This is a genomic window from Pseudomonas koreensis (genome assembly GCF_024169245.1).
Lineage (GTDB): Bacteria > Pseudomonadota > Gammaproteobacteria > Pseudomonadales > Pseudomonadaceae > Aquipseudomonas > Aquipseudomonas koreensis_F.
This window is the reverse complement of sequence record NZ_JALJWP010000001.1, coordinates 4,031,886-4,054,979: the sequence shown is the minus strand read 5'-3', so window position 1 is coordinate 4,054,979 and position 23,094 is coordinate 4,031,886. Positions and strand designations below refer to the sequence as shown.

Below are 23,094 nucleotides of genomic sequence, written 5' to 3'. Positions count from 1 at the left end.
GGTATTCATGACCACTCTTTCCGGCAAGACAGCTCTGGTAACCGGCTCCACCAGCGGCATCGGCCTGGGCATCGCGCTGAGCCTGGCAAAGGCTGGCGCCAATCTGATTCTCAACGGCTTTGGCGACGCCTCCAACGTGATCGCCGAAGTCGCCCGGTTCGGCGGCAACGTCGGCCATCATCCCGCTGATGTCAGCGACCCGGCGCAGATTGCCGACATGGTCGCTTACGCCGAGCGTGAGTTTGGCGGCGTCGATATTCTGGTCAACAACGCCGGCATTCAGCACATAGCCGCAGTGGAAGAGTTCCCGGTGGAGCGCTGGGATTCGATCATCGCGATCAACCTGTCATCGGTGTTTCACAGCACCCGTTTGAGCCTGCCGGGCATGCGCCGGAAAAACTGGGGGCGGATCATCAATATCGCCTCGGTGCATGGCCAGGTTGGTTCCACCGGCAAGGCCGCGTATGTCGCCGCCAAGCATGGCGTGATCGGCCTGACCAAAGTGGTCGGTCTGGAAACCGCCACCAGCAACGTCACGTGCAACGCAATCTGTCCGGGTTGGGTGCTGACGCCACTGGTGCAGAAGCAGATTGATGATCGCGCGGCCAAGGGTGTCGACCCGCAGCAGGCGCAGCATGATCTGCTCGCCGAGAAACAGCCGTCGCTGGAGTTTGTCACGCCAGAACATCTGGGTGAGCTGGTGTTGTTTTTGTGCAGCGAGGCCGGCAGCCAGGTGCGGGGCGCGGCGTGGAATATTGATGGCGGATGGTTGGCCCAATAATCCTGCCCGCTCCTGTAGGAGTGAGCCTGCTCGCGATAGCGGTATATCAGCCGCATATAGGTTGAATGTAAGTACGCTATCGCGAGCAGGCTCACTCCTACAGGGGTATATGTAATCAGATAAGAAGAGGCAACCCATGTCCGACATCCTCTGGCAACCCGACGCCCAGCGCATAGCCCGTTCGCGTATGGACGCTTTCCGGCGCGAGGTCAATCAGCGGCATTCGCTGCAGCTCGATGGCTACCCTGCCCTGCACCAATGGAGCATCGAGCAGCGTCCGGCCTTCTGGCAGGCCATTGTCGATTTTTTCCATATCCGTTTTCACTTCCAGCCCGACGCCGTCTTGCGCGAAGGTACGGAAATGCCCAGTGCCGAATGGTTCCCCGGCGCAACGCTGAACTTCGCCGAACACCTGCTGCGCCGTCGCGACGATGCCGTGGCGGTGGTCGCCGTGGCGGAAAATGGCCAGCGCGAGCAATTGACCTGGGCCGACCTGGCCGAGCACGTCGCCGGATTCCAGGCCAGCCTGCGCGCAGCGGGTGTTGGTCAAGGCGATCGCGTGGCAGCCTGCATGCCCAATACATGGCAGACACTGGTGGCGATGCTGGCCACCACCAGCCTTGGTGCGATCTGGTCGTGCTCTTCACCAGACTTTGGTACCCACGGCGTGATCGATCGCTTCGGCCAGATCGAACCGAAACTGCTGCTCACCTGCGCGGGTTATCAATACGCCGGGAAAACGCTCGATCAGACCGCCAAGCTCAACGAAATCTTTGCGCAACTGCCGTCGCTACAGCAGTTGATCATCGTGCCGTATGCCCATTGGCAAGCCCGCATTGAGGATTATCAAACCCACGCTGAAGTCACGTTGTGGGACGACTTCTATCAACCCGGTGGCGAGCCGGACTTCACCCCGGTGCCGTTCAACCATCCGCTCTACGTGCTCTACTCCAGCGGCACCACCGGCGTGCCGAAGTGCATCGTCCACAGCACCGGCGGCGTGCTGCTGCAACACGTCAAGGAACACGGCTTGCACAGCGATCTCGGTCCCGGTGATCGCTTGTTCTACTACACGACCTGCGGCTGGATGATGTGGAACTGGCTGGTCTCGGCACTGGCCGTCGGCAGCGCGGTGGTGCTGTACGACGGCTCGCCGTTTCATCCGGGCCCAACGCGTTTGCTGGAACTGCTCGAAGACGAACGCATCAGCGTGTTCGGGACCAGCCCCAAATACCTCGCAACGCTGGAGAGCAGCGGCATCAAACCCCGCGAAAGCCATGACCTGAGCAGCCTCAAAACCCTGTTATGCACGGGCTCGGCGCTGTCGCCGCAGAGTTATGACTTCGTCTACCGCGACTTCAAAACCGACGTCTGCCTGGCCTCAATGTCCGGCGGCACCGACATCGTCTCGTGCTTCGTCAATGGCAATCCGCTGTCGGCTGTACGTCGCGGCGAGATCATGGGCAAGAGTCTGGGCATGGCGGTTGAAGTGTGGAATGACGCCGGCCAAGCGGTGATCGGCGAGAAAGGCGAACTGGTTTGCACCCGGCACTTCCCGGCGATGCCGATTGGGCTGTGGAATGACCCCGACGGTACAAAACTGCGCCAGTCCTACTTCAGCCTGTTTCCCGGTGTCTGGGCGCAAGGGGATTACGCCGAGCAATTGCTCGATGGCGCGATGATGATTCACGGGCGCTCGGATGCGGTGCTCAACCCCGGCGGCGTGCGCATCGGCACGGCGGAAATCTATCGTCAGGTCGACAAAATCCCGGAGGTGCGGGACAGCGTCGCCATCGGGCAGCAATGGCAGGATGATGTGCGGGTTGTGCTGTTCGTCAGATTGCGTGAGGGGCTGGACCTGGATGAGACACTGCAACAGCGAATCCGTCAGATGATCCGCGCCAATACCACCCCAAGGCATGTACCGGCGAAGATCATCGCGGTGACGGACATTCCGCGCACCATCAGCGGCAAGGTCGTGGAACTGGCCGTGCGCGATGTGGTGCATGGAAGGCCGGTGGAAAACACCGATGCGCTGGCCAATCCGGAAGCGCTGGAACAGTTTCGCAATCGGCGTGAGCTCAGCGACTGAGCGCCGCGAAGCAACACTGCCCCAGGCCAGTTTAGGGTATCGATAAAAAATCAATCACCGTTCAGTTCAATGAGAACTTCACTCTCTATCGTACGACCGGTGTGACTGGCGACCGCTGCCTTCAGGATGTCGATGTTCTTGAAGTACGCAGCGGCATCTGTTTCGATCTGACTCAGCAGAGCAATCAACAGCGCATAAGAGTCGGCATTCGACCGAGCTTCAGATGCACTGTAAAACCCTCCGCCCGTTTTGGGCAGGCGCCCCGCCGCAAGATTCAGCAAAGGTGCCACATCCAATACGGCAGTTCCGTTTTGCATACTGGCCTTGGCGACAACCAAATCAGTCTTGCCTGACCCTGCGCGGAACATCTCATGAAGGAGATCGTCAGCAACCTCACCATAATTAAACCCTGCTGCGTTGAAACGGCGATTGAGATTCTGATTATTGATGCTCAGATACTGGAAATTTTCCTTCTCGTGCAAGCCGGCTTTTTTCCATTCACTGTATTGGGTCTGGCTGACCTGAATGCTTTGATCATCGACCTTTGCACTGTCCAACACGAAATTGCTGACGGAAGTGTCGTAGACATTCAAGCGGACAGCCGTCAATACAGTTCCCAGCTCATCACGCCCTTTAATGGTGCTACCCAAAAACAAGCCAATGGCAAGATCGGTCTTGGGGTTGAGCTTTGGCAAACTGAGTAGCTTTACAGCCGCGTCGACCTTGTCCCGCACAATCGGCAGACTATTCTGAATGATATGCCGCGTATAACTCTCAGGACGCACACTGGGCACAGTGAAGACGTGCTGGAACTGGAAGTCCGCTAGTTTTTCCCCCCACGGAGTACCGCGAGTACTGATCGCATACCATTGATTGTTTCTGTTCAGCGCACATACGTTAACCACATCGGCGGCACTGGCACGCGGTCTCCATATGCCTTGGCCGGTTTGGGGCAGACTCGCTAACTGAAGAAAGTCCACGGATTGACGCCTGCCGGTCAAGCGATGCAGTTGGGATGTAGCCGTATCAAGCAGCTTGACGCCCTGCCTGCTTAATCCAAGTCCGCTTTTCCAAAGTGACTTGGCCGCGTGGTACCCCGCCGTCGGTAGACCATCTATAGGGTTTAACGTCGATACCGTCAGCTTCAATGAGTATTTCACGACGCTGGCGAGTTTCGCCGTCAGCGAAACTGTTCTTGCTGCAATCTTCAGAATTTTTGCCGGGGCGCCCAATACAGTAAAGAAAATCCCGATAGCATCCATCGTGCAAGCATAAATGCCATCCACCACTTTGTTGCGCTCACCGGAAGCAATATCTTCAATGCATCGTTTGAAAGGCACAACCAGATCAACTACAAATGTCACCCATTCGTCGGTCTTCTTGATAAGAGACTCTCTTGGCGTAAGCTCAGTAAACGCCAACGTGAGTTCACCGACACTACCGACAGGTCGATGGGTAACCACGAATTGCGCGATATTATTTATATGTTCGCTGACAAAAAACTGATAAAGGCTGTGTTTTTCATCTGGCGCAGCTGTCGGGGGCGCAAGCGTACCGAGTTTTTCTATGACCATGGTATCGGAAGCAACCGGGCGGGGACGTTTACCCTGCGTATAGCTTTGGAAGTCAGTGGGAACGTTATGGGTTTCAGGTAGAGGGAAAAAGGCGTCATTGCCGTTACCTTTAAAATCCACCCTGGCTGGCATCTTCATTTTTTGCGTTTTCAGAATCAGGTCACCCAGGGCGTCATTTCTTCGGCACTCGCCCAACAGGCTGAATAATTCATAACACAGCACTTTATTATCACCGTAGGTCGCGATCATTATCACCGCGAAGCGACCCCTTGCCTGATCTTTCTTCGCTTGCACCTCGACACGTTGCGGCCCTTTATTGCCTACGCCAATCAAGTTGTAATTGCTATTTGGATAGACAATTTCAGTGACTGGCGCCCGCACAGTAAAGAAAGTTATCCGGCTTTTGGCAAAAACATCACGATCCTGGCGGGGCATACCCGACAGGGCCAGTTTTATATTGGAAGCTATCGCCTTGTGCAGGCTCTGGTGATACTTTCGAACCTCAGCCTCAAAAACACTTTGATTATTCGCCAGACTCAGCAATTGAGGATATTGACTGAGAATGTGTGGTGTTTTATTCCAATCCCATGCGCCCGAAGTCAGTTCACCCTCGATGTGTAAATCCAGCATGGATACTCTTGTATTGGAAAACGTCTCTGGCCGAAGCAGCGGGTTCTCGAGGAAATCACATTCCGGCAAGGCCCCTTCCAAAGCCGTCAGCGCGAGCTTCTTCCGATTGGGTACAGGTGTGGAAAACGCCTTGACGCCGTTGACCATCGTTTCTACATGTATTTGATAAGCATCCAGCGCACGCTTGGCGGCATTGGCGACGGAAGTATTCAGATCACTCTGGGCGATCACCTCGTTTATCAACGCCCAATCAATGATGACGTCAACGGCAGCCAAGCCCTGCAGTTGGCCCAGTGCATTACTGACCGCCCCCATGTCAGCAAACAGCATCACGTCATCGTAATCCACGAAGCGTGAAGCTCCTCTCACGCACAGTTCAATCATGCCGACCGCTTGAGAAAAGGTTACCCATCCGATTGATCCAGCAGTAAGCCATGTCGGCACATTATTGATCAGCAGCCCCGGAGCCACCGCCGACAACAGCATATGTGAAGCTAAAGGCACCAATGCGCGGGAAACACTTTTTTTGCTGACAAGGTGCTGCTCAAAGCTCTGCCGAATACTGGCCAGGCTCTTATCAGCGGCAACAGCTGGATGATAAAGATCAAAGCCAGCGATCAGGTTGCGCTGTTTTTCGCCGCCAATACCTTGGTCAAGTTGAAGAAGAATCGCCGTGTAGATAATTTGCGCGTAGTCATGCGCGTCACACGTCTCACCAGCAGCAGCGCCCCACCACTGCAGTGCGTCAATGTATTTCTTCGCCAGATCGTAGGAAAACTCATGATGCACAAGTTCCTGCAGGACCTCATCGGCAGTTTCCCAATCAATACCGTCATGTAAAACAGGCTTGACGTTCTCAAACAACAGGCCCAGCAAACTTTTCCCCTCGGGAACCAACTGTCCGGTCACCCTACGAATTCCCCGACATTGAACCTCGGTCAATGCGGCTGAGCCACCATCATGACCGTTGATGTACTCCCAGTAATTGGCAATACGGTCGCTCCTGCGAAATTCCCATTGTAGAAAAGTCAGCAGACAATCCAGTTGCTCGACATCAGTCGGGACGAGCAATCCATGAAAACGCAGCCATTGTGCATAACTGGCTTCATCCGTTACCGAGCGGACAGCTCCACCCGTTTGCTCCGTGCCCTCCATGATTATTTTCAGAACCGCTTGTGCATCTGGATCAGACTGTATTTTCTGTCGAATGCTATCAGCGCCACTTCCGCTATCGATCCAGACGTCAAGTCCGGCGCTGGTGACGATTGCGTCCGCATTACGGTGGTAAGACTTGATCAGATCGGCCAGCATTTTGCTGAAAGTCTTGTGCACATAATAAAAAGACGAATCTTCCTGCAGGGTCAGAGTGATCGACTCCATATCGATCAACACTGCGCTTCGCCGTACTTTATACAAAGCGTAAAGCACCGAAGATATTTTTTTTCGCTCCACCTTATCAGCTTCAATGCATATTTTGTTCTCCTGCACAGCCATAACCGCACTACTGGCAAAACCATTTCTAATCTTCACGTCCTGTCCTTATTTAAATTTATTCACGCCACAATCGGCGCCTCAAACCTTAAACAGAACAAAACATCATTCAACTAGTTAGTTATTAAACAAAATTTCAAAATACATTTCGAACTGAGTAACAATGAGCCCAACATAAAGCACACTCACTCAATCAAGCCCCAATCACCTGAAGGATTATCTTTAACCCTATCGTCTGAATGCAGTTTTATTCGTAGCCTTAGATTATTCACAGAATCCGCATACTTAATTGCCTCATCCACACTGACAGCACCTTCTACAACCAGTCTATAAAGGGCGGAGTCAAATGTTTGCATGCCGGCACCCTCCGACTTCTCCATGACGCTTTTAAGTTCTCCCAGCTCGTTTCGCCGAATCAGGTCTCCCACTGTTGGCGTGCCTAGCAACACCTCGACAGCAGCCCTGCGCTGCCCGTCATTCGTGCGCACCAAGCGCTGTGAGATGAACGCTTTCAGATTATTGCCAAGGGTGTGCAACAACTGCGGTCGCCGCTCTTCCGGGAACATATTGAGGATTCGATCCAGCGCCTGATTGGCATTGGTAGCATGCAATGTCGACAACACCAGATGCCCGGTTTCGGCAAATGCCAACGCATGCTCCATGGTTTCCCGGTCACGGATTTCGCCGATCAACACGACATCCGGGGCCTGGCGCAAAGTATTCTTCAGAGCGGCATGAAAGCTGCGCGTGTCAACACCGACTTCGCGCTGATTAACGATTGAACGTTTGTGCCGGTGGATATATTCGATCGGGTCTTCGATGGTTACGATGTGCCCGGCACTGTGACGATTGCGGTGGTCGATCAGTGCTGCCAGCGAGGTCGATTTGCCGGAACTGGTCGCGCCGACAAAGAGAATCAGGCCACGTTTGAGCATCACGGTTTCCAGCAGCACCGGCGGCAGCTTCAGGTCTTCGAATCGAGGAATGTCGAGTTTGACGTTACGAATGACAATCGACACATCGTTACGCTGCTTGAAAATGTTGACCCGGAACCGGCCGACGCCCGTTCGGGAGATTGCCAGGTTCATTTCCAGATCCCGGTCGAACTCCCGGCGCTGCTCGGCGTCCATCAGGGAGGTGGCGATGGCCGCGGTTTCGCCGGGTTTGAATGGCTGATCGCTCAACGCCCTCAGCACCCCGTCAATGCGCGCGCTCGGCGCTGCGCCGGTGGAGAGGAACAGATCCGAGCCGTTTTTTTGCGACAATATTGACAACAGTGCATCGATTTCCATGGCTGAAAGCACCCGCGAAGCATTGGATGAGCAGATTTGGCCTACGCTTGGCGCGGCTCCTGCAACAATGATAGACCCCGTCTCACCGAACCACGCTCAGGATTGACGTATGAACGCTGTACCCACCCCCGATGACACCCAGGCCCTGATTGCCCGCACCGACTGGAGCCGCAGCCCGCTGGGCGCTGCCGGCACCTGGCCGCAGAGCCTGCGCACCGCAGTGGATATCGTGATTCATTCGCCGATGCCGATGCTGCTGTTATGGGGCCCTGAGCTGACGCAGATCTACAACAATGGTTTCGCCCTGCTCGCTGGCAGCAAGCATCCGGAGGCATTCGGACAGCCGACGCATAAGGTCTGGCCGGAAGTGCGGGGTTTTTCCGAACCGATTTACCAGGCGGTGCTGCAGGGGCAGGTCCGCAGCTTCAGCGAGCAGCGTTTCAGCGTACAACGTGACGGCAAGAAAACCGATTTCTGGCTGGATCTGACCTATAGCCCGATTCGCGATGAAACCGCACAGGTGGCGGGAATTCTGATTACCGCCATCGAAACCAACGAACGCCGACGCATTGCCCTGGAATTGCAACGCCGCTCCGAGGAAAGTCTCAAGGCCCAGCGCCAGTCCGAAGAGCGTCTGCAACTGGCCCTCGCCGCGACCGACGCAGTCGGCACCTGGGACTGGGACATCGGCGAAGACCGTTTTATCGCCGATGCGCATTTCGCCGAATTGCACGGTGTCGATCCCGCCAGGGCCGGCCAGTTACCGATCAGCGACTACCTGCACGGTGTGCACCCCGAAGACCGCGCCATGGTGGCGCGCGGGATCAAGCACTGCATCACCCACGGCACCGAATACGCCGAGGAATACCGTTTGTTGCAAGCCGATGGCCAGGTTCGCTGGGTTTTTGCCCGGGGTCGTTGCTACAAGGATCACCACGGACGCCCCATGCGTTTTCTCGGCGCCGCGCTGGATCTGACCGAGCGTAAACACACGGAACAGGCGTTACGGCAGAGCCAGACCGAATTGCAGTTGATCATCAACGCCATGCCGATTCTGATCAGCTATGTCGACGCCGAAGAACGGTTCCGCTTGAACAACGCGGCTTATCTCGACTGGTACGGCCTTACGCCGCAGGAGTTGTACGGGCGCACGATTCGTGAAGTCATTGGCGAAGAAGCGTACTTCCTGCGCGCACCGTATATCGCCGAGGCACTGGCCGGGCGTTCCTGTTCGTTCAGCCTGTACACGCCGCACCGCGACGGCAGCACCCGTCACGCTTTGATGAATTATCTGCCGCGTCATGGCGCGGATGGCGCAGTGAACGGCTTCTACATCTTCGTAATCGACGAAACCGAGCGCAAGAAAACCGAAGAAGCCCTGCGCAATCTCAACGAAACCCTGGAAGAACGCGTCAGCGCGCGCACCGAGCAACTGGCCCAGGCCAACCAGCGCTTGCAGAACGAGATGTTCGAACGCGAGCGCGCCGAAGACGCCCTGCGCCATGCGCAGAAAATGGAAGCGGTCGGCCAGCTCACCGGTGGCATCGCCCATGACTTCAACAACATGCTCACCGGCATCATCGGCAGTCTCGACCTTATGCAGCGCTACATCGCCAACGGTCGCGCCGAGGAAATCGGTCGTTTTGCCGAAGCGGCGGTGTCATCGGCCAATCGCGCGGCGGCGCTGACCCATCGCTTGCTGGCGTTCTCGCGGCGCCAGTCGCTGGATCGCAAACAACTGAACGTCAACGAACTGGTGCATTCGCTGGAAGATCTGATCCGTCGCACCAAGGGCGATCCGATCGACCTGCAACTGCGCCTGCCGGACGACCTGTGGCCGGTGAGTACCGACGTCAGTCAGCTGGAAAATGCCTTGCTCAATCTGGTGATCAACGCCCGCGATGCGATGCCGGAGGGCGGCGTATTGCTGATCCAGACTGCCAACGTTTACCTCGACAGCAGCGAGGTCACCATTCTCGAGCCGGTGAAGGCCGGGGAATATGTGATGCTCGCGGTCAGCGACAACGGCACCGGCATGACGCCGTCAATCCGCTCCAAGGCTTTCGATCCGTTCTTCACCACCAAACCCATCGGCCAGGGTACCGGGCTGGGGCTGTCGATGATTTACGGTTTCGCCCAGCAGTCCGGCGGCCACGTCAGCCTCGACAGCGTACCGGGACAAGGCACTTGCGTGCGCCTGTACTTGCCGCGCTTGCTTGAACCGACGCCGGAAACTTCATCTGTGGAGAAAGCCGAACCGATTGCTGCTTCATCTTCGGGCGAAACCGCCATCGTGGTCGAGGATGACCCGGCGGTGCGCATGCTGGTCCTCGATCTGCTCAAGGAACTGGGCTACAACACCTTCGAAGCGGAAAACGCCAAGACCGCCCTGCCCGTGCTCGAGTCCGTGCAACGCGTCGATCTGCTGGTCACAGACGTCGGGCTGCCCGGCATGAACGGTCGTCAGTTGGCAGAGATCGCCCGTCAGCACAGGCCTGGTTTGAAAGTGCTGTTCATGACCGGCTACGCGCAAATTGCTGCCGAACGTCAGGGTTTTCTCGAAGAAGGCATGGACATGGTTGCCAAGCCTTTCGTGCTGGAAGTGCTGGCAAGCAAGATCCGCAAGCTGATTAACCCGATCTCGTGACTTGAGGCATAATCGCGCGCCCAGCCGTCACCCCGTTATCAGGTACTGCACAATGAAAGCCCAAGCCCGCCACATTCTGGTGAAAACCGCCGAAGAGGCCGAACAACTCAAACAGCGCATCGCCAAGGGCGAAGCGTTCGATGTGCTGGCGAAGAAGTTCTCGACCTGCCCGTCCGGCAAGCGCGGCGGAGACCTGGGTGAGGTGCGGCCGGGGCAAATGGTCGGTGCAATTGATGCGGTAATTTTCAAGAAACCGCTGCGGACCGTGCACGGGCCGATCAAGAGCAAGTTTGGTTATCACCTGGTGCAGGTGTTTTACCGGGATTGATCGCTGACCCTGTAGGAGCTGACGAGTGCAACGAGGCTGCGATCTGTTGATCTTGCTTTTGCGGATCCAGATCAAAAGATCGCAGCCTTCGGCAGCTCCTACAGGAATTGCATTTCAATTTCGGGGGATCAGTGCTCCAGGCACCTGTATCACGCGACTCGCCAACTCATGCCCCGCCTGCGCCGCCTCTGCCGGACTGCCGCCGAGCAATCGTCTGGCCAGGTACGCCGCGCTGAACGAATCCCCCGCCGCCGTGGTGTCGACTACCTTGTCGACCTTGTGCGCCGGCACTTCAAACGCCTCTCCCTGACACCGAATCAGACACGCCTCGGCGCCGCGTTTGAGCACCACTTCCGGCGTGCCGAACTGCGCGTAAGCGGCAAATACTTCTTGCGCATCGGCAAAGCCGTACAGCGCCTGTTCGTCATCCACCGTCAACAACGCCAGATCGACATACGGCAACACACTGCGATACGCCGCGCGCGCTTCTTCGACCGAAGCCCACAGGCGTGGGCGGTAGTTGTTGTCGAAGACGATGCGCGCATCACGCTGCCGGGCTTCGCTCAACGTCTTGATCAGGCGGGCGCGGCCTTGCATGCCGAGTACGGCGAGGGTGATGCCGCTGAAATACAGCACGTCGTAATCCGGCAGTGCCGCGAGGATTGGCTCGGCCGCAGGGGTCGTAAAGCAATCGCGCACGGCCGCTTCGTTACGCCAGTACAGAAAGCGACGTTCGCCGTTTGCGTCGGTCTGGATGCAGTACAAACCGGGCAGTCGTCCGGGCAAGCGCTGCACAAGATCAAGGCCGATGCCTTCGCTGCGCCAGATCTTGCACATGGCGTCGCTGAAACTGTCATCGCCCAGCGCCGTGACGTAATCGACCTGCGCCTTGTCGGCCATCGCACGGGACAGGTACACCGCGGTATTGAGGGTATCGCCACCGAAGCTTTGCTGCAGACTGCCATCGGCGCGTTGCTGCAGTTCGATCATGCATTCGCCGATGAGGGCGATGCGCGGGGTGTTGCGGAGGATTTTCATCGGATGGGATCTCGGGTGGTTCGGTGGTGGCCGTTCTGGCGTCTTCGCGAGCAGGCTCGCTCCCACAATGGAACTCATTGCCCTTGTGGGAGCGAGCCTGCTCGCGAATCGCTGCCGCGCCTCGGTCTCAAGCCTTAGAAGCAAGTTTCCATGGTCTCGATGACCGCCAACTGCTCATCCACCAGCAGCCCCACCCGCCATTTGTCAAAGGTCAGGCACGGATGCGAAGTACCAAAGGAAATGATGTCGCCGACGCGCAATTCAACGCCCGGCGCCACGGTCATGAATGCATGCTGATCCATCACCGCCGTGACCTCGCATGCACCGACATCATCCCCCACCGCCGGCACCACGCCGGCCTTGTAGCGCAACAGCGGCACCGGCAAACCGGCGTCGAAGGCGACGTCGCGCTTGCCCAGGGCGATCACCGCAAAACCCGGCTCCGGCAACGACTGCACGTGAGCCCAGACTTCCAGCGCCGGGCGCAGGCCCTCGTGCAGATCGCTGCGACGCTCGAGCACGCAGCATTGCGCTTCTTTGTAAATGCCATGGTCATGAGCCACGTAACTGCCCGGGCGCAACACGCTGAGGAAACGGCCAGCGGCGTTCTGCGTTTCGAAGGATTCGGCAATCAGGTCGTACCACGCCGAACCCGACGCAGTGATGATCGGCTTAGCAATGGCGAACGCGCCGCTGTCTTGCAATTGCACCGCCAGACGCACAAGCGACGCGGCAAACTCGCGAATGCCGCTGACCGCGTGATCGCCGTGGATCACGCCCTCATAACCTTCGATACCGGTCAGGGCCAGTGCCGGTTGCGCATCGATGGCCTTGGCCAGCTCGATGACTTCCTGCTCGCTGCGGCACCCGCAGCGCCCGCCGACCACGCCGTATTCGATCATCACGTTGAGCCTGACCCCACGGGACGCGAAGTAAGCCCCGAGGTCGGCGACGTTGTCCGGGTGATCGACCATGCAATAGAAATCGAACGTCGGATCGGCGAGCAGATTGGCAATCAACGCCATGTTCGGCGTGCCGACCAGTTGATTGGCCATCAACACCCGGCGCACGCCGTGAGCGTAAGCGGCGCGGGTCTGGGTGGCGCTGGCGAGAGTGATACCCCAGGCGCCCGCGTCGAGCTGTCGTTTGAACAACGCTGGGGTCATGCTGGTTTTGCCGTGGGGCGCCAGTTCTGCGCCGCTGTCGCTGACAAATTTCTGCATCCAGCGAATGTTGTGTTCCAGCGCCTCGCGGTGCAGCACCAGCGCCGGCAGGCTGACGTCGCGGGTCAGTTGCGCGCCGATGGCGGCATCGCCCTTTTCCACAGCAGGATTGATGGCAGTCGTCATGGTCGAATTCCTCACAGTCGCGGCCGCAGGCAGCCGCGGTTATTCGTTGATACGCCGGGCGAGGCTGTTGGCGCTCTCGATCAACACCCGGCGATAGTCGTTGTAATTGTTCTTTGCATCGGCGCGCGGGGCGACGATGCACAGGGTACAAATCGCCACGCCCTGCGGATCTTTGACCGGCGCGGCGAAGCAATGGGTGAAGGTGTCGGCGACGCTGTCGAAGGAGAAGAAGCCATCGATGCCGGCCTGACGAATCTCTGCCAGAAAGCGTTCCAGTGGCAGGCGCTCGCCGTCGGGCAGGATGTAGTCGTCCTCGTCGATCAGGTCCATGATCTGCTGATCGCTCAAATGCGCGAGCAGCAGGCGCCCGGAGGCGGTCCACGGGATCGGCGCGTTCTCACCGATGTCGGAGGAGATGCGGAAATGCCGCTCACCCTCCTTCATCAACGCCACCGTGTATTTACGCCCGTTGAGCAGGCACATCTGTGCGGTTTCGCGGGTCTGGCTGACGATCTCCTGCAAGGCCTGATCGGCCTCGCGGCTGAGATCGAAATGACGCAGATGGGCCTGACCGAGGAAGTACAACTGGCGGCCCAGATAGACGTAGCCGTCCTTGCCCACCGGCTCCAGAATCCGCCGTTCCAGCAAGGAGGCGACCAGTTCGTAGACCGTGGATTTCGGACTGCCGATGCCGTTGGCGATGTCGTTGGGGCGCAGGGGCTGGCCGATTTCCTTGAGAAAATCGAGGATATCGAACGCCCGGTCCAGACCGCGTGCCCGGCGTTTGATGGTGTCTTCGGTCATTTCAGTGGTTTCCATTCAAAGTCGCCGGATGGTAACTGGCCCTTGGTTCCGTGTCAGTGACATTGCCGCCCTCACCCCCCGCCCTCTCCCAGAGGGAGAGGGAGCCTGACCGTATCGATGTAAATGTAAGCGTCATACGCAAAATCCGCATCGATACAGATCGGTCCCCTCTCCCTTGGGAGAGGGTTAGGGTGAGGGGCTGCGGCCTAAGCAACGCAGCGATTTTCAAGCCTTCTTCTTGTACGCGATGCAGTCAATCTCAACCTTGCAATCCACCATCATGCTCGCCTGCACACACGCCCGGGCCGGGGCGTGTTCGGGTTTGAAATACTCGGCGAAAACTTTGTTGAAGCTGCTGAAATCCCGTGGATCATCCAGCCACACACCGGCACGGACCACGTCCTCAAGGCCATAACCGGCCTCTTCGAGAATCGCGATCAGGTTCTTCATGGTCTGGTGGGTCTGCTCGACGATGCCGCCAACGATAATCTCGCCATCCACCGCCGGTACCTGGCCGGACACATGCAGCCAGCCATCCGCTTCAACAGCGCGGGCAAATGGACGAGGCTGGCCGCCGGCGGCGGTGCTGCCGGTGCCGTAACGCGTAATGCTCATGGGTGTTTCTCCTGATTGCTAAAGTGCAGATTCAAAACCGCGTGCTCTTGAGAAATTCAGCCAGACGCGGCGATTGCGGGCGTTCGAACAGTTCCTTGGGAGGCCCCTGCTCTTCGATCCGCCCCTGATTCATGAAAACGATCTTGTCCGAGACCTCGAAGGCAAAACGCATTTCATGGGTGACCAGCAACATGGTCATGCCGTCTTCGGCCAGGCCCTTGATCACGTTGAGCACTTCGCCGACCAGTTCCGGATCGAGTGCCGAGGTGACTTCGTCGAAGAGCATCAGGCTCGGGTTCATCGCAATCGCCCGGGCAATCGCCACGCGCTGTTGCTGACCACCGGACAACTGACCGGGAAAGTGATTGCGCCGCTCCAGCAGCCCGACGCGCTCCAGCCATTTTTCAGCGAGTACCACGGCTTCGTCCTTGGGCATTTTCTTCACCTTGAGCAGGCCCAACGTGACGTTCTGCAACGCGGTCAGGTGCGGAAACAGGTTGAACTGCTGGAAGGCCATGCCGGTCATCGCGCGATGGCGGGCAATCACTTTTTCAGGGTGCCGCACGCGTTTGCCGTTGACCTCGGCGTAGCCGATGGATTCGCCGTCGAGCAGGATCTGCCCGCCCTGGAATTCTTCGAGCATGTTCACGCACCGCAGCAACGTAGTTTTACCCGAACCGCTGGAACCGATCAGGGTGACGACGTTGCCGCGCTGCATGCTCAGGTCGACACCCTTGAGCACTTCCACCGCGCCGTACTGTTTGTGCAGGCCGCGAATGTCCAGCAGCGCCTGATCCTGTGAAGCAACTTGAGCTTGAGTCATGGCAGGGCCACCCGCTTTTCAATGTGCCGGCCGAGTAATTCGATGCCGTAGTTGATGACGAAGAACAGAAAACCGGCGAACAGGTAGAACTCCAGGGTCATGAAGTTCCGGGCGATGATCTGTTGCGTGCTGAGCAGCAGTTCGGCGACGCCGATCACCGAAAGCAAAGTCGAGGCTTTGACGATTTCGGTGGACGAGTTGACCCAGGTTGGCAGGATCTGCCGCAGCGCCTGAGGCAACAGGACGTAGCCGAGGGATTGGTAGAACGTCAGGCCGATGGCTTTGCCCGCCTCCATCTGCCCACACGGCAGGGCTTGCAGCGCGCCACGGACGATTTCGGCGACGTGCGAGCCGCAGAACAGCGTGAGGCCGAGGGCACCGGCCTGAAACGCGCTGATCTGCCAACCGAGCGCCGGCGCCATGTAAAAGCAGGCCAGCACCAGTACAAACACTGGCGTGCCGCGAATCAGATCGACGTAAACGCGGAACGGCGCGCGCATCCAGAATTTGCCGTAAGTCAGTACCAGACCGGCAACCACACCGAGCATGGTGCCCAGCACAATGGCCAGCGCCGAGACTTGCACACTGATCAGAAAGCCCTGCCACAACGGCTCGCGGGCGAGCCACAATTCATGCAACCAACTGGGAGATTGATACATCGCAGCCTCCTATCGGCGGATCGCCAGACGCTGCTCGAGATAACGCAGCAACATGGCAATGAGGTAACAGGCCGCGACATACAACGCCGTGGTCACCAGCCAGGTTTCGATCACCCGGTAGCTTTCGACGTTGATCTTGCGCGCGTAATAAGTCAGCTCCGGCACTGCAATCGCAGCGGCCAGCGAAGTGTCCTTGAACAGCGAAATGAAGTTGTTCGACAAGGCTGGCAAGACGTTGCGCAGCATCACGGGCACGGTGACGTAGGCCTTGACCTGCCACTCGCCAAGACCGATCGCCAGCCCGGCTTCGCGCTGCCCTTTGGGGATGCTCAGCAAGCCGCCACGGAACACTTCGGTCAGGTACGCACCGGCATACAACGAGAGCGTGATGATGAACGAGGGGATCTTGTCCAGACGAATCCCCAGGCTTGGCAGTGCAAAGTAGATCAACAGAATCAACACCAGGATCGGCGTGTTACGCACTACCGTAACGTACACCGAGGCCAGCACCCGCAAGGCGCGATGCTTCGACAGCAAGGCAAACGCCATCAGCAGGCCGATCACGCAGCCGATGGCGATCGACAACAGCGCCAACTGCAAGCCCAGCCCGAGCCCCGCCAGCAAGGTGTCGAAATCGCGCCACACGGCGGCAAAGTTCAACTGATAATTCATGGTCAGCAGTACCTTGAGCGGGGCGATGTGAGTCGCCCCACTCTCACGGGATCATTTGAATTCGACTGGGAAACCGATGGCTGGAGATGGCAGATCCACGCCGAACCATTGCTTGAAGGAAGCGGCGTAGGTCGGGAATTCAACACCGGTCATGGCTTCATGCAGCGCGGTGTTGACGAAGTTCAGCCAGTCCTGATCGCCACGTTTGACTGCGCAGGCGTAAGTCTGCGGACTCCAGGCATAGCTCGGGCTGCGGTAGCGGCCGGGGTTCTGCACCATCAGGTATTTGACCGACGACTGATCGGTGGCGGCGGCATCGGCGCGGCCGGAATTCACCGCCTGATACATCAGGTCAACACTGTCGTACTGATCGACCTTGGCCTTGGGCAATGCCTGATGCACCAATTCTTCGGCGTACACGTTCTGCAGCACCGCCACGGTGACGTCATCGCCCGCCGCCTGCAGGTCTTCGATTTCCTTGTACTTGCTGTTGTTCGGCAACAGCAGGCCGACGCCTTCGCGGTAGTACGGCAGAGTGAATGCCACTTGCTGGGCTCGGCTGGCGGTGACGGTGATGAACTGGCAGCTCATGTCGACCTTGTCGGTCAGCAGGTTGGGGATCCGCGCATCGGACGACTGCACCACGAACTCAACTTTGTTCGGGTCGTTGAACAAGCCCTTGGCCACCATCCTGGCAATGTCGATATCAAACCCCTGCAACTTGCCGTCCGCACCCTGAAAGTGCCACGGCGCGTTGGTGCTGCCGGTACCCACGATCAACTTGCCACGGGCCAGAACACTGTCGAGCTTGCTGTCGGCAGCCTGGGCCAGGCCGACGAGCGAAGAAGAAGCTGCAAGAACAAAAACACACGCTTTGAATAACGAAGGACGGCGATGCATGGCAAGCACTCCAGAATTGTGTTTATTCCGCTATACCGGAACACGGTTTGTTACTACGGAATAGACAGCAGAAAGTGTGCCACAGGAATCAGGAGAAATCTGTAGTTGCGTAGAATGCTTTGGTTATCAAGCAGATATGGACTTGCAGAGCAATTGCTTGGTCCGATCCAGCACTCAGGAGGTTTCTGGCGATCGTTGAAGAAGGGGTAAACCGTTCCCAAATTGGGTCAGATGGCGTCGTCATGGTGCGAATCAGGGTTACAGTTGAGCAAGACCGGTGTCAGCGTTTCAGAGCCTGCCTGTAAACATCACCACCCTGCCGTTTCCCGACCGCTATCACCGTAACGATCAGCACCTCATCCCTTACCCGATAGACCAACCGATATCCAGCGCTTCGAAGCTTGATTTTATAGGCGTTACTCAACCCTTTCAGGCGAGCCGCTGGAACATGCGGATTTGCCAGCCTCTCCAAAAGTTTGTTTTTGAACTGCTCCCTGAGGTCCGACCCGAGTTTCCCCCACTCTCTCCAGGCCTTAACAGAAAACTCCAGCTCATAGGTCATCAATGGATACCTTGATGGTCGGATCGTTTTCTCGCTCCTTACAGAGGGCGATCAGCTCCAGATCCTCAAGGCGCTCCATCATTGCCTCGTATTCTTTGGCGGGCACGCAATAAAAAGCCGGTTCGTTTCGATTAAGGATCGCCACTGACCGGCCTCCACCAGCAGCCACGGTACCCATAGGATTTTTTTTCAATTCGGAAATACTCGCTACGACATGAGAAAGAACGATGTGCGTCATGAACTGTGCTCCTTGAAGTGCTCTGGTTGGTGCTCAAAATAGCACTCCAAGTGACGCTCGGCTTGATGTATGGAGGCTATCACGCGCTTTCTTGTGAGGTTCCTGTATTGGTTGTCGGCGCTCTCTGGCGTTTTTGTGGGATTAATCCCGTGGTTAAGCAGCTCACCTGTAATTTCTGACAGTAGACCCCGACCCGCATGCTCCTTTAACGTCAGCAAACCTTCCGCTCGTTGAAAAAGGACCATTCGATGAACGCATCAAACACAACTTTTTCGCTGGCACCGGTTTACCGCAAGGCCCTGAAAACCTGGCGCCCGGTCATCCTGTATTTCGCAAATGATCACTGCCCCGCGTGCGAATGGGCGGGGCCGATTTTTCGGCGGATTGCCGAGCCATATAGATTGCGTGCCAACATCTACGTGCTCGACACCAGCCAGTCGCCCAGACACCCAAACGTGACCGCCACGCCGACGGTGCTCTTCTACAAGGGCGGCAGGCTGATAAAAAAACTCAAAGGTATTGGGACTGAAGAAACTCTGGCACGGGATTTCGCCGCGCATATCGGCAAGACCAAGGCGCCCGTTGCCGCGCGCAAACGAACGCATGATCTGGCTTGGTTGCGTCAGACGCTCCGTACTTTGCGCACCGTCCCACGTGCACGCCCAGGGAGGATGTTCTGAACGAGCTTCACCAGGGATGTGAAGTGCCTGCCAGATCGCATTCGCGAGCAAGCTCGCTCCCACATTTGAAACGCGTTCCAATGTGGGAGCGAGCTTGCTCGCGAAGAGGCCGGCACCGCCTGTAGAGAGCTCAAGTATTACGCGGCAGCACGCTCCAGCAGCACCCGCGTCACCCGCCGCTCTTCAACCGCTTTGACGGTCAGTTGCCAGCCTTCGTATTCCAGTTGATCGCCGGTCATCGGCAAGCGATCCAGAAGACTCATGACCAACCCCGCCATGGTCTGATAGTCCTCGGTGGGCTCAGCGCCGAAGCCGGTGCGCTGGCGCACTCGTGCCAAGGGCAACGCGCCGCTGACCAGAAACCCACCACGCTCTTCGATCACGTCCGGGCCTTCGATTTCGCTGGCATCGGGTAACTCGCCGGCGATCGACTCGAGGATGTCGGTCATGGTCAGCACACCAACGAAGTCACCAAACTCGTTGACCACGAAAGCAATGTGCGTCGAGGCCGCGCGCATTTGCTCCAGCGCATTGAGGATCGAATAACTGTCGAGCAGATTGAGGGTCTTGCGGACCAGATGCTCAAGGTTCGGCTCGTTGCCGGCCAGATACCCCTTGAGCAATTCCTTCTTGTGTACAAAGCCCAGCGGCTCGTCCACTGCGCCATCACGAATCAACGGCAAGCGCGAGTAGGACGAATGCATCAACTTCGTGCGAATGGTTTCGGCATCATCGGCCAGGTCGATCAGATCGACATCGGCGCGCACCGTCATGAGGTGGCGAATCGGCCGCTCGGCCAGTTGCAGCACGCCGCTGATCATCACCCGCTCACGGCGGTCGAACAGTTCGGCGATCGGCGCTTCACCGTTGTCGAGCAAATCGGAAATCTCCTCACCGACCTCCTCCACTGCGAGTTTGCGCCCGCCGAGCAAGCGCATTACCGCATGGGCGGTGCGCTCACGCAGCGGACGCAAGCCCTGCATCGAGCGTTTGCGGCGTGCCCGGGCGATCTGGTTGAACACTTCGATGAGGATCGAGAACCCGATCGCGGCGTACAGATAACCTTTCGGGATGTGGAAACCCAGACCTTCTGCAGTCAGGGCAAAACCGATCATCATCAGGAAGCCCAGACACAGCATGATCACGGTCGGGTGCGCGTTGACGAAACGGGTCAACGGCTTGCTGGCGACGATCATCAGGCCGATGGAAATGATCACGGCGATCATCATCACCGCCAGTTCATCGACCATGCCCACGGCGGTAATCACCGCATCGAGCGAGAACACCGCGTCGAGCACCACGATCTGCGCCACGATTGGCCAGAACAGCGCATAGGCGTTGTTGGTCGAACGCTCGCCGACGTGGCCTTCGAGGCGTTCATGCAACTCCATGGTGGCCTTGAACAGCAGGAACACACCACCGAACAGCATGATCAGGTCACGCCCGGAGAAGCTCTTGTCGAACACCTCGAACAACGGCTGCGTCAGCGTGACCAGCCAGGAAATACTCGCCAACAGGCCCAGACGCATGATCAGCGCCAGCGACAGACCGATGATGCGCGCGCGATCACGCTGATGCGGCGGCAGTTTGTCGGCCAGGATTGCGATGAACACCAGGTTGTCGATACCCAGCACCAGTTCCAGCACGATCAGAGTCAACAGGCCTAACCAGGCCGTGGGATCCGCTAACCATTCCATAAAACGTCTCGATCTCTATTCGGTGAATTCAGGCTGCCGGACACGGCAAAGTGCAACGCGCAAGCTCGAGAGCTGCGTTATCAACCATGGTCGGGAGTCGGAAGACGGGATGCTGCGAATGGATCAAGACCGCACGAAGGCGCGCTGGAGAATGCTGACTGGGAGGCTCCGAGAGGGTGTTCATGTAAATCCTGAATTGAAAATGGCCCTGGAGCGTACAGGCTTCGGGAACATTTCCTACAGAGGCAAATCATTTCAAAATCTGTACAGTCTGGACAGATGTGTTGATTGTGCGGGCCTCATCGCGAGCAGGCTCACTCCTCCTACAGGGGAACGCATTCCAAATGTAGGAGTGAGCCTGCTCGCGATGAAGCCCGACCAAACACAGAAAATATCAGAGGGAAATCAACTCATCGATATGCCGATATTGCGCTTGCAGCGCGCTCGCCAGTTCCATCGCCCGGCCCAGTCGAATCGGCCCGCGCTCGATGTCGATGAGCAATCCAGGACACGCGAGCACCGGCAATCCCGACAGTTCTTTCAAGCGACCGTCGGTCACGACCAGGCAGCGCTGCAACTCAGCCGGAAAGCGCTTGCGCCGCATCGTCAGCCATTGTTGCGCCTGCTCCAACGCAGCGAGCAACGGCGTGCCGCCACCGGCGCCCAGGCCGTCGAGCCAGACGCGCAGGCCGGTTGAGGCCTTCAAGCCTTGCACCTGCCACTCCGGCGCGATGCCACTGGCTGTCAGCAAGGCTAGCCGCGCGCGCTGGCGATAGGCGTCGTCGAACATCTGCGCGAGCAAGCCCTTGGCATCGCTCAAGGCCTGATGGCGCCGGGTCGAGGCCGACGCATCGACGATCACCAACCAGACCTCATGTGGTGAGCGGGTGCGCTGCTGAAACAGCAGATCAGCGCGACGTTGCGGACGACCGTTGAGCAACGTGCCGGGCCAGTTCACCGCACCGCCGCTCGCCGCCTGCCGTTGCCCTTGACGGCCATCATCGAGCTGTCCGGCGCGGGGTCTGGCATTCGCCCCCGCATCGGATCGGGGGCGAATGCCTAGGGCTTTTTTGCCAGTGGCGGCCAGCTTGGTACTTCGCGGCGGGCACCGGTAACTTGCGCGGTGGCCGGCATTTCGCCCCATTGGCCCTGCCCTTCCCCGGGTTGGCTCTCTGCACCTGACGGCGGTGGCGCAGGCGACTCAGCGTTGGCCGAAGGTTGTTCGCGACGGCGATGGCGCAAGGCAAATTCAGCCACGGCATCGATGTCCAGCTCGGCAATAGCATCCGCGCCACGCCACGCGGCATGCGCGCGGGCCGCGCGCAACCACACCAGATCGGCGCGCAAGCCATCGACGCCAGCGGCGAAACAACGCTCGGTAATAAGCGCCAGTGCCGTATCGTCCAAGGGGATTTTCACCAACAGGTTCCGGGCGGTTTCACAGCGCGACCGCAAGGCGTGTTGCTCGGTTTCCCACTGCGCGCAGAACGCCTGCGGATCGCTGTCAAAATCCAGCCGTCGGCGAATGATCTGCCCGCGCTCGGTCGGCGCGGTATGGCCGCTGAGGGCGACATTCAAGCCGAATCGATCAAGCAGTTGCGGGCGCAGCTCGCCCTCCTCCGGGTTCATGGTGCCGATCAGCACGAACTTCGCCGAGTGCCGGTGGGAAATGCCGTCGCGCTCGATCACATTGGTGCCGCTTGCGGCAACATCGAGCAGCAGGTCGACCAAATGATCGGGCAACAGATTGACCTCATCGACGTAGAGCACGCCACCGTCAGCCTTGGCCAATACTCCGGGGGAAAACTGCGCGCGACCGCCGCTGAGGGCGGCATCGAGGTCGAGGGTGCCGACCAGCCGCTCTTCAGTGGCGCCCAGTGGCAAGGTGACGAATTGGCCGCTGGCGAGCAGATCCGCCACGCCCCGGGCCAGTGTCGACTTGGCCATGCCGCGTGGCCCTTCGATGAGCACGCCACCGATTTTCGGGTCGATGGCGGTCAGGCACAGAGCGAGTTTCAGGTCATCGGCGCCGACCACGGCGGAGAGCGGGAAATGCGGGGTGTCGGTCATTTGGGTTTTCTCTTTCGTGGTCGTGGGTGCTTTTTAGATTGCGGTGTGTCAATTGTCGCCCTCACCCTAGCCCTCTCCCAGAGGGAGAGGGAACCGACCGTGGTGTTCTCTCGAGTTCTGTCGACCTGATGTATCGGGTCCATGCAAATTTC

At 58.2% G+C, this 23,094-nt stretch carries 20 protein-coding genes; 5 read left to right on the top strand and 15 right to left on the bottom strand.

The genetic code is table 11. The annotated features are described in order from the left end of the window. Positions 1–7: 7 nt before the first annotated feature. Both hbdH and J2Y90_RS18000 read left to right on the top strand, forming a co-directional pair. Positions 8–781, top strand: a complete 774-nt coding sequence (hbdH, locus tag J2Y90_RS18005; protein ID WP_253501312.1) for a 3-hydroxybutyrate dehydrogenase — start codon at positions 8–10, stop codon at positions 779–781. A 136-nt stretch (positions 782–917) separates the two neighbouring features. Next, positions 918–2,873: an acetoacetate--CoA ligase gene (locus J2Y90_RS18000; protein ID WP_253501309.1), complete on the top strand. Its 1,956-nt coding sequence runs from the start codon at positions 918–920 to the stop codon at positions 2,871–2,873. A 50-nt stretch (positions 2,874–2,923) separates the two neighbouring features. On the opposite strand, the gene J2Y90_RS17995 is transcribed toward J2Y90_RS18000, so the two are convergent. Further along, a complete protein-coding gene (locus J2Y90_RS17995) occupies positions 2,924–6,607 on the bottom strand; it encodes a hypothetical protein (protein ID WP_253501306.1) in 3,684 nt (1,227 codons plus the stop codon). 146 nt (positions 6,608–6,753) lie between these two features. Beyond that, positions 6,754–7,860 (bottom strand): PilT/PilU family type 4a pilus ATPase, encoded by a 1,107-nt coding sequence (locus J2Y90_RS17990; protein ID WP_253501304.1) that lies wholly within the window; start codon positions 7,858–7,860, stop codon positions 6,754–6,756. A 109-nt stretch (positions 7,861–7,969) separates the two neighbouring features. On the opposite strand from J2Y90_RS17990, the gene J2Y90_RS17985 reads away from it, so the two are divergent. Together J2Y90_RS17985 and J2Y90_RS17980 are read left to right on the top strand one after the other, a co-directional pair. Beyond that, complete coding sequence (locus tag J2Y90_RS17985) at positions 7,970–10,507, top strand: PAS domain-containing hybrid sensor histidine kinase/response regulator (RefSeq protein WP_253501302.1); 2,538 nt, start codon at positions 7,970–7,972, stop codon at positions 10,505–10,507. Positions 10,508–10,559: 52 nt separating this feature from the next. Continuing rightward, positions 10,560–10,835: a peptidylprolyl isomerase gene (locus J2Y90_RS17980; protein WP_007912322.1), complete on the top strand. Its 276-nt coding sequence runs from the start codon at positions 10,560–10,562 to the stop codon at positions 10,833–10,835. A gap of 114 nt (positions 10,836–10,949) precedes the next feature. Here the strand turns inward: J2Y90_RS17980 and J2Y90_RS17975 are convergent, their stop codons facing one another. From J2Y90_RS17975 to J2Y90_RS17930, 10 genes are all read right to left on the bottom strand, one after another. Continuing rightward, positions 10,950–11,873 carry a sugar kinase gene (locus J2Y90_RS17975; protein ID WP_253501299.1) on the bottom strand — a complete coding sequence of 308 codons (924 nt, stop codon included), beginning with the start codon at positions 11,871–11,873 and terminating at the stop codon, positions 10,950–10,952. A gap of 134 nt (positions 11,874–12,007) precedes the next feature. Beyond that, positions 12,008–13,222 carry an amino acid deaminase gene (locus J2Y90_RS17970; RefSeq protein WP_253501297.1) on the bottom strand — a complete coding sequence of 405 codons (1,215 nt, stop codon included), beginning with the start codon at positions 13,220–13,222 and terminating at the stop codon, positions 12,008–12,010. 39 nt (positions 13,223–13,261) lie between these two features. Continuing rightward, entirely contained in the window at positions 13,262–14,026 is a 765-nt protein-coding gene (locus tag J2Y90_RS17965; protein WP_253505224.1) for an IclR family transcriptional regulator, read from the bottom strand. Positions 14,027–14,251: 225 nt separating this feature from the next. Beyond that, positions 14,252–14,641, bottom strand: a complete 390-nt coding sequence (locus tag J2Y90_RS17960) for a RidA family protein (RefSeq protein ID WP_016774497.1) — start codon at positions 14,639–14,641, stop codon at positions 14,252–14,254. 31 nt (positions 14,642–14,672) lie between these two features. After that, positions 14,673–15,464 carry an amino acid ABC transporter ATP-binding protein gene (locus J2Y90_RS17955; RefSeq protein WP_253501295.1) on the bottom strand — a complete coding sequence of 264 codons (792 nt, stop codon included), beginning with the start codon at positions 15,462–15,464 and terminating at the stop codon, positions 14,673–14,675. After that, positions 15,461–16,123: an amino acid ABC transporter permease gene (locus J2Y90_RS17950; RefSeq protein WP_253501293.1), complete on the bottom strand. Its 663-nt coding sequence runs from the start codon at positions 16,121–16,123 to the stop codon at positions 15,461–15,463. Before J2Y90_RS17950 ends, J2Y90_RS17955 begins: the two co-directional genes overlap by 4 nt. A 9-nt stretch (positions 16,124–16,132) precedes the next feature. Continuing rightward, positions 16,133–16,795, bottom strand: a complete 663-nt coding sequence (locus J2Y90_RS17945; protein ID WP_253501290.1) for an amino acid ABC transporter permease — start codon at positions 16,793–16,795, stop codon at positions 16,133–16,135. A gap of 51 nt (positions 16,796–16,846) precedes the next feature. Further along, positions 16,847–17,695: a transporter substrate-binding domain-containing protein gene (locus J2Y90_RS17940; protein WP_253501287.1), complete on the bottom strand. Its 849-nt coding sequence runs from the start codon at positions 17,693–17,695 to the stop codon at positions 16,847–16,849. Between the two features lie 280 nt (positions 17,696–17,975). Continuing rightward, positions 17,976–18,257 (bottom strand): type II toxin-antitoxin system RelE family toxin, encoded by a 282-nt coding sequence (locus tag J2Y90_RS17935; RefSeq protein WP_253501283.1) that lies wholly within the window; start codon positions 18,255–18,257, stop codon positions 17,976–17,978. Further along, positions 18,247–18,495, bottom strand: coding sequence for a type II toxin-antitoxin system Phd/YefM family antitoxin (locus tag J2Y90_RS17930; protein ID WP_039758605.1), 249 nt, complete (start codon positions 18,493–18,495; stop codon positions 18,247–18,249). Before J2Y90_RS17930 ends, J2Y90_RS17935 begins: the two co-directional genes overlap by 11 nt. Before the next feature lie 248 nt (positions 18,496–18,743). Here J2Y90_RS17930 and J2Y90_RS17925 point away from each other — a divergent pair, with 248 nt between their 5' ends. After that, positions 18,744–19,175 (top strand): thioredoxin family protein, encoded by a 432-nt coding sequence (locus J2Y90_RS17925; protein ID WP_253501280.1) that lies wholly within the window; start codon positions 18,744–18,746, stop codon positions 19,173–19,175. A 137-nt stretch (positions 19,176–19,312) separates the two neighbouring features. On the opposite strand, the gene J2Y90_RS17920 is transcribed toward J2Y90_RS17925, so the two are convergent. From J2Y90_RS17920 to J2Y90_RS17910, 3 genes are all read right to left on the bottom strand, one after another. Beyond that, complete coding sequence (locus J2Y90_RS17920) at positions 19,313–20,872, bottom strand: TerC family protein (RefSeq protein WP_253501277.1); 1,560 nt, start codon at positions 20,870–20,872, stop codon at positions 19,313–19,315. 394 nt (positions 20,873–21,266) lie between these two features. After that, the gene (locus J2Y90_RS17915; RefSeq protein WP_253501274.1) at positions 21,267–22,016 is read right to left on the bottom strand and encodes a vWA domain-containing protein; all 750 of its coding nucleotides are present in this window, start codon (positions 22,014–22,016) and stop codon (positions 21,267–21,269) included. Further along, positions 21,932–22,942, bottom strand: coding sequence for an ATP-binding protein (locus J2Y90_RS17910; RefSeq protein ID WP_253501271.1), 1,011 nt, complete (start codon positions 22,940–22,942; stop codon positions 21,932–21,934). The genes J2Y90_RS17915 and J2Y90_RS17910 overlap by 85 nt, the downstream gene beginning before the upstream one ends. Positions 22,943–23,094 lie beyond the last annotated feature (152 nt).

Coding starts and splice junctions, on each gene's coding strand:
- hbdH (WP_253501312.1), top strand. CDS start 8: ATGACCACTCTTTCCGGCAAGACAGCTCTGGTAACCGGCTCCACCAGC.
- J2Y90_RS18000 (WP_253501309.1), top strand. CDS start 918: ATGTCCGACATCCTCTGGCAACCCGACGCCCAGCGCATAGCCCGTTCG.
- J2Y90_RS17990 (WP_253501304.1), bottom strand. CDS start 7,860: ATGGAAATCGATGCACTGTTGTCAATATTGTCGCAAAAAAACGGCTCG.
- J2Y90_RS17985 (WP_253501302.1), top strand. CDS start 7,970: ATGAACGCTGTACCCACCCCCGATGACACCCAGGCCCTGATTGCCCGC.
- J2Y90_RS17980 (WP_007912322.1), top strand. CDS start 10,560: ATGAAAGCCCAAGCCCGCCACATTCTGGTGAAAACCGCCGAAGAGGCC.
- J2Y90_RS17975 (WP_253501299.1), bottom strand. CDS start 11,873: ATGAAAATCCTCCGCAACACCCCGCGCATCGCCCTCATCGGCGAATGC.
- J2Y90_RS17970 (WP_253501297.1), bottom strand. CDS start 13,222: ATGACGACTGCCATCAATCCTGCTGTGGAAAAGGGCGATGCCGCCATC.
- J2Y90_RS17965 (WP_253505224.1), bottom strand. CDS start 14,026: ATGACCGAAGACACCATCAAACGCCGGGCACGCGGTCTGGACCGGGCG.
- J2Y90_RS17960 (WP_016774497.1), bottom strand. CDS start 14,641: ATGAGCATTACGCGTTACGGCACCGGCAGCACCGCCGCCGGCGGCCAG.
- J2Y90_RS17955 (WP_253501295.1), bottom strand. CDS start 15,464: ATGACTCAAGCTCAAGTTGCTTCACAGGATCAGGCGCTGCTGGACATT.
- J2Y90_RS17950 (WP_253501293.1), bottom strand. CDS start 16,123: ATGTATCAATCTCCCAGTTGGTTGCATGAATTGTGGCTCGCCCGCGAG.
- J2Y90_RS17945 (WP_253501290.1), bottom strand. CDS start 16,795: ATGAATTATCAGTTGAACTTTGCCGCCGTGTGGCGCGATTTCGACACC.
- J2Y90_RS17940 (WP_253501287.1), bottom strand. CDS start 17,695: ATGCATCGCCGTCCTTCGTTATTCAAAGCGTGTGTTTTTGTTCTTGCA.
- J2Y90_RS17935 (WP_253501283.1), bottom strand. CDS start 18,257: ATGACCTATGAGCTGGAGTTTTCTGTTAAGGCCTGGAGAGAGTGGGGG.
- J2Y90_RS17930 (WP_039758605.1), bottom strand. CDS start 18,495: ATGACGCACATCGTTCTTTCTCATGTCGTAGCGAGTATTTCCGAATTG.
- J2Y90_RS17925 (WP_253501280.1), top strand. CDS start 18,744: ATGAACGCATCAAACACAACTTTTTCGCTGGCACCGGTTTACCGCAAG.
- J2Y90_RS17920 (WP_253501277.1), bottom strand. CDS start 20,872: ATGGAATGGTTAGCGGATCCCACGGCCTGGTTAGGCCTGTTGACTCTG.
- J2Y90_RS17915 (WP_253501274.1), bottom strand. CDS start 22,016: ATGGGGCGAAATGCCGGCCACCGCGCAAGTTACCGGTGCCCGCCGCGA.
- J2Y90_RS17910 (WP_253501271.1), bottom strand. CDS start 22,942: ATGACCGACACCCCGCATTTCCCGCTCTCCGCCGTGGTCGGCGCCGAT.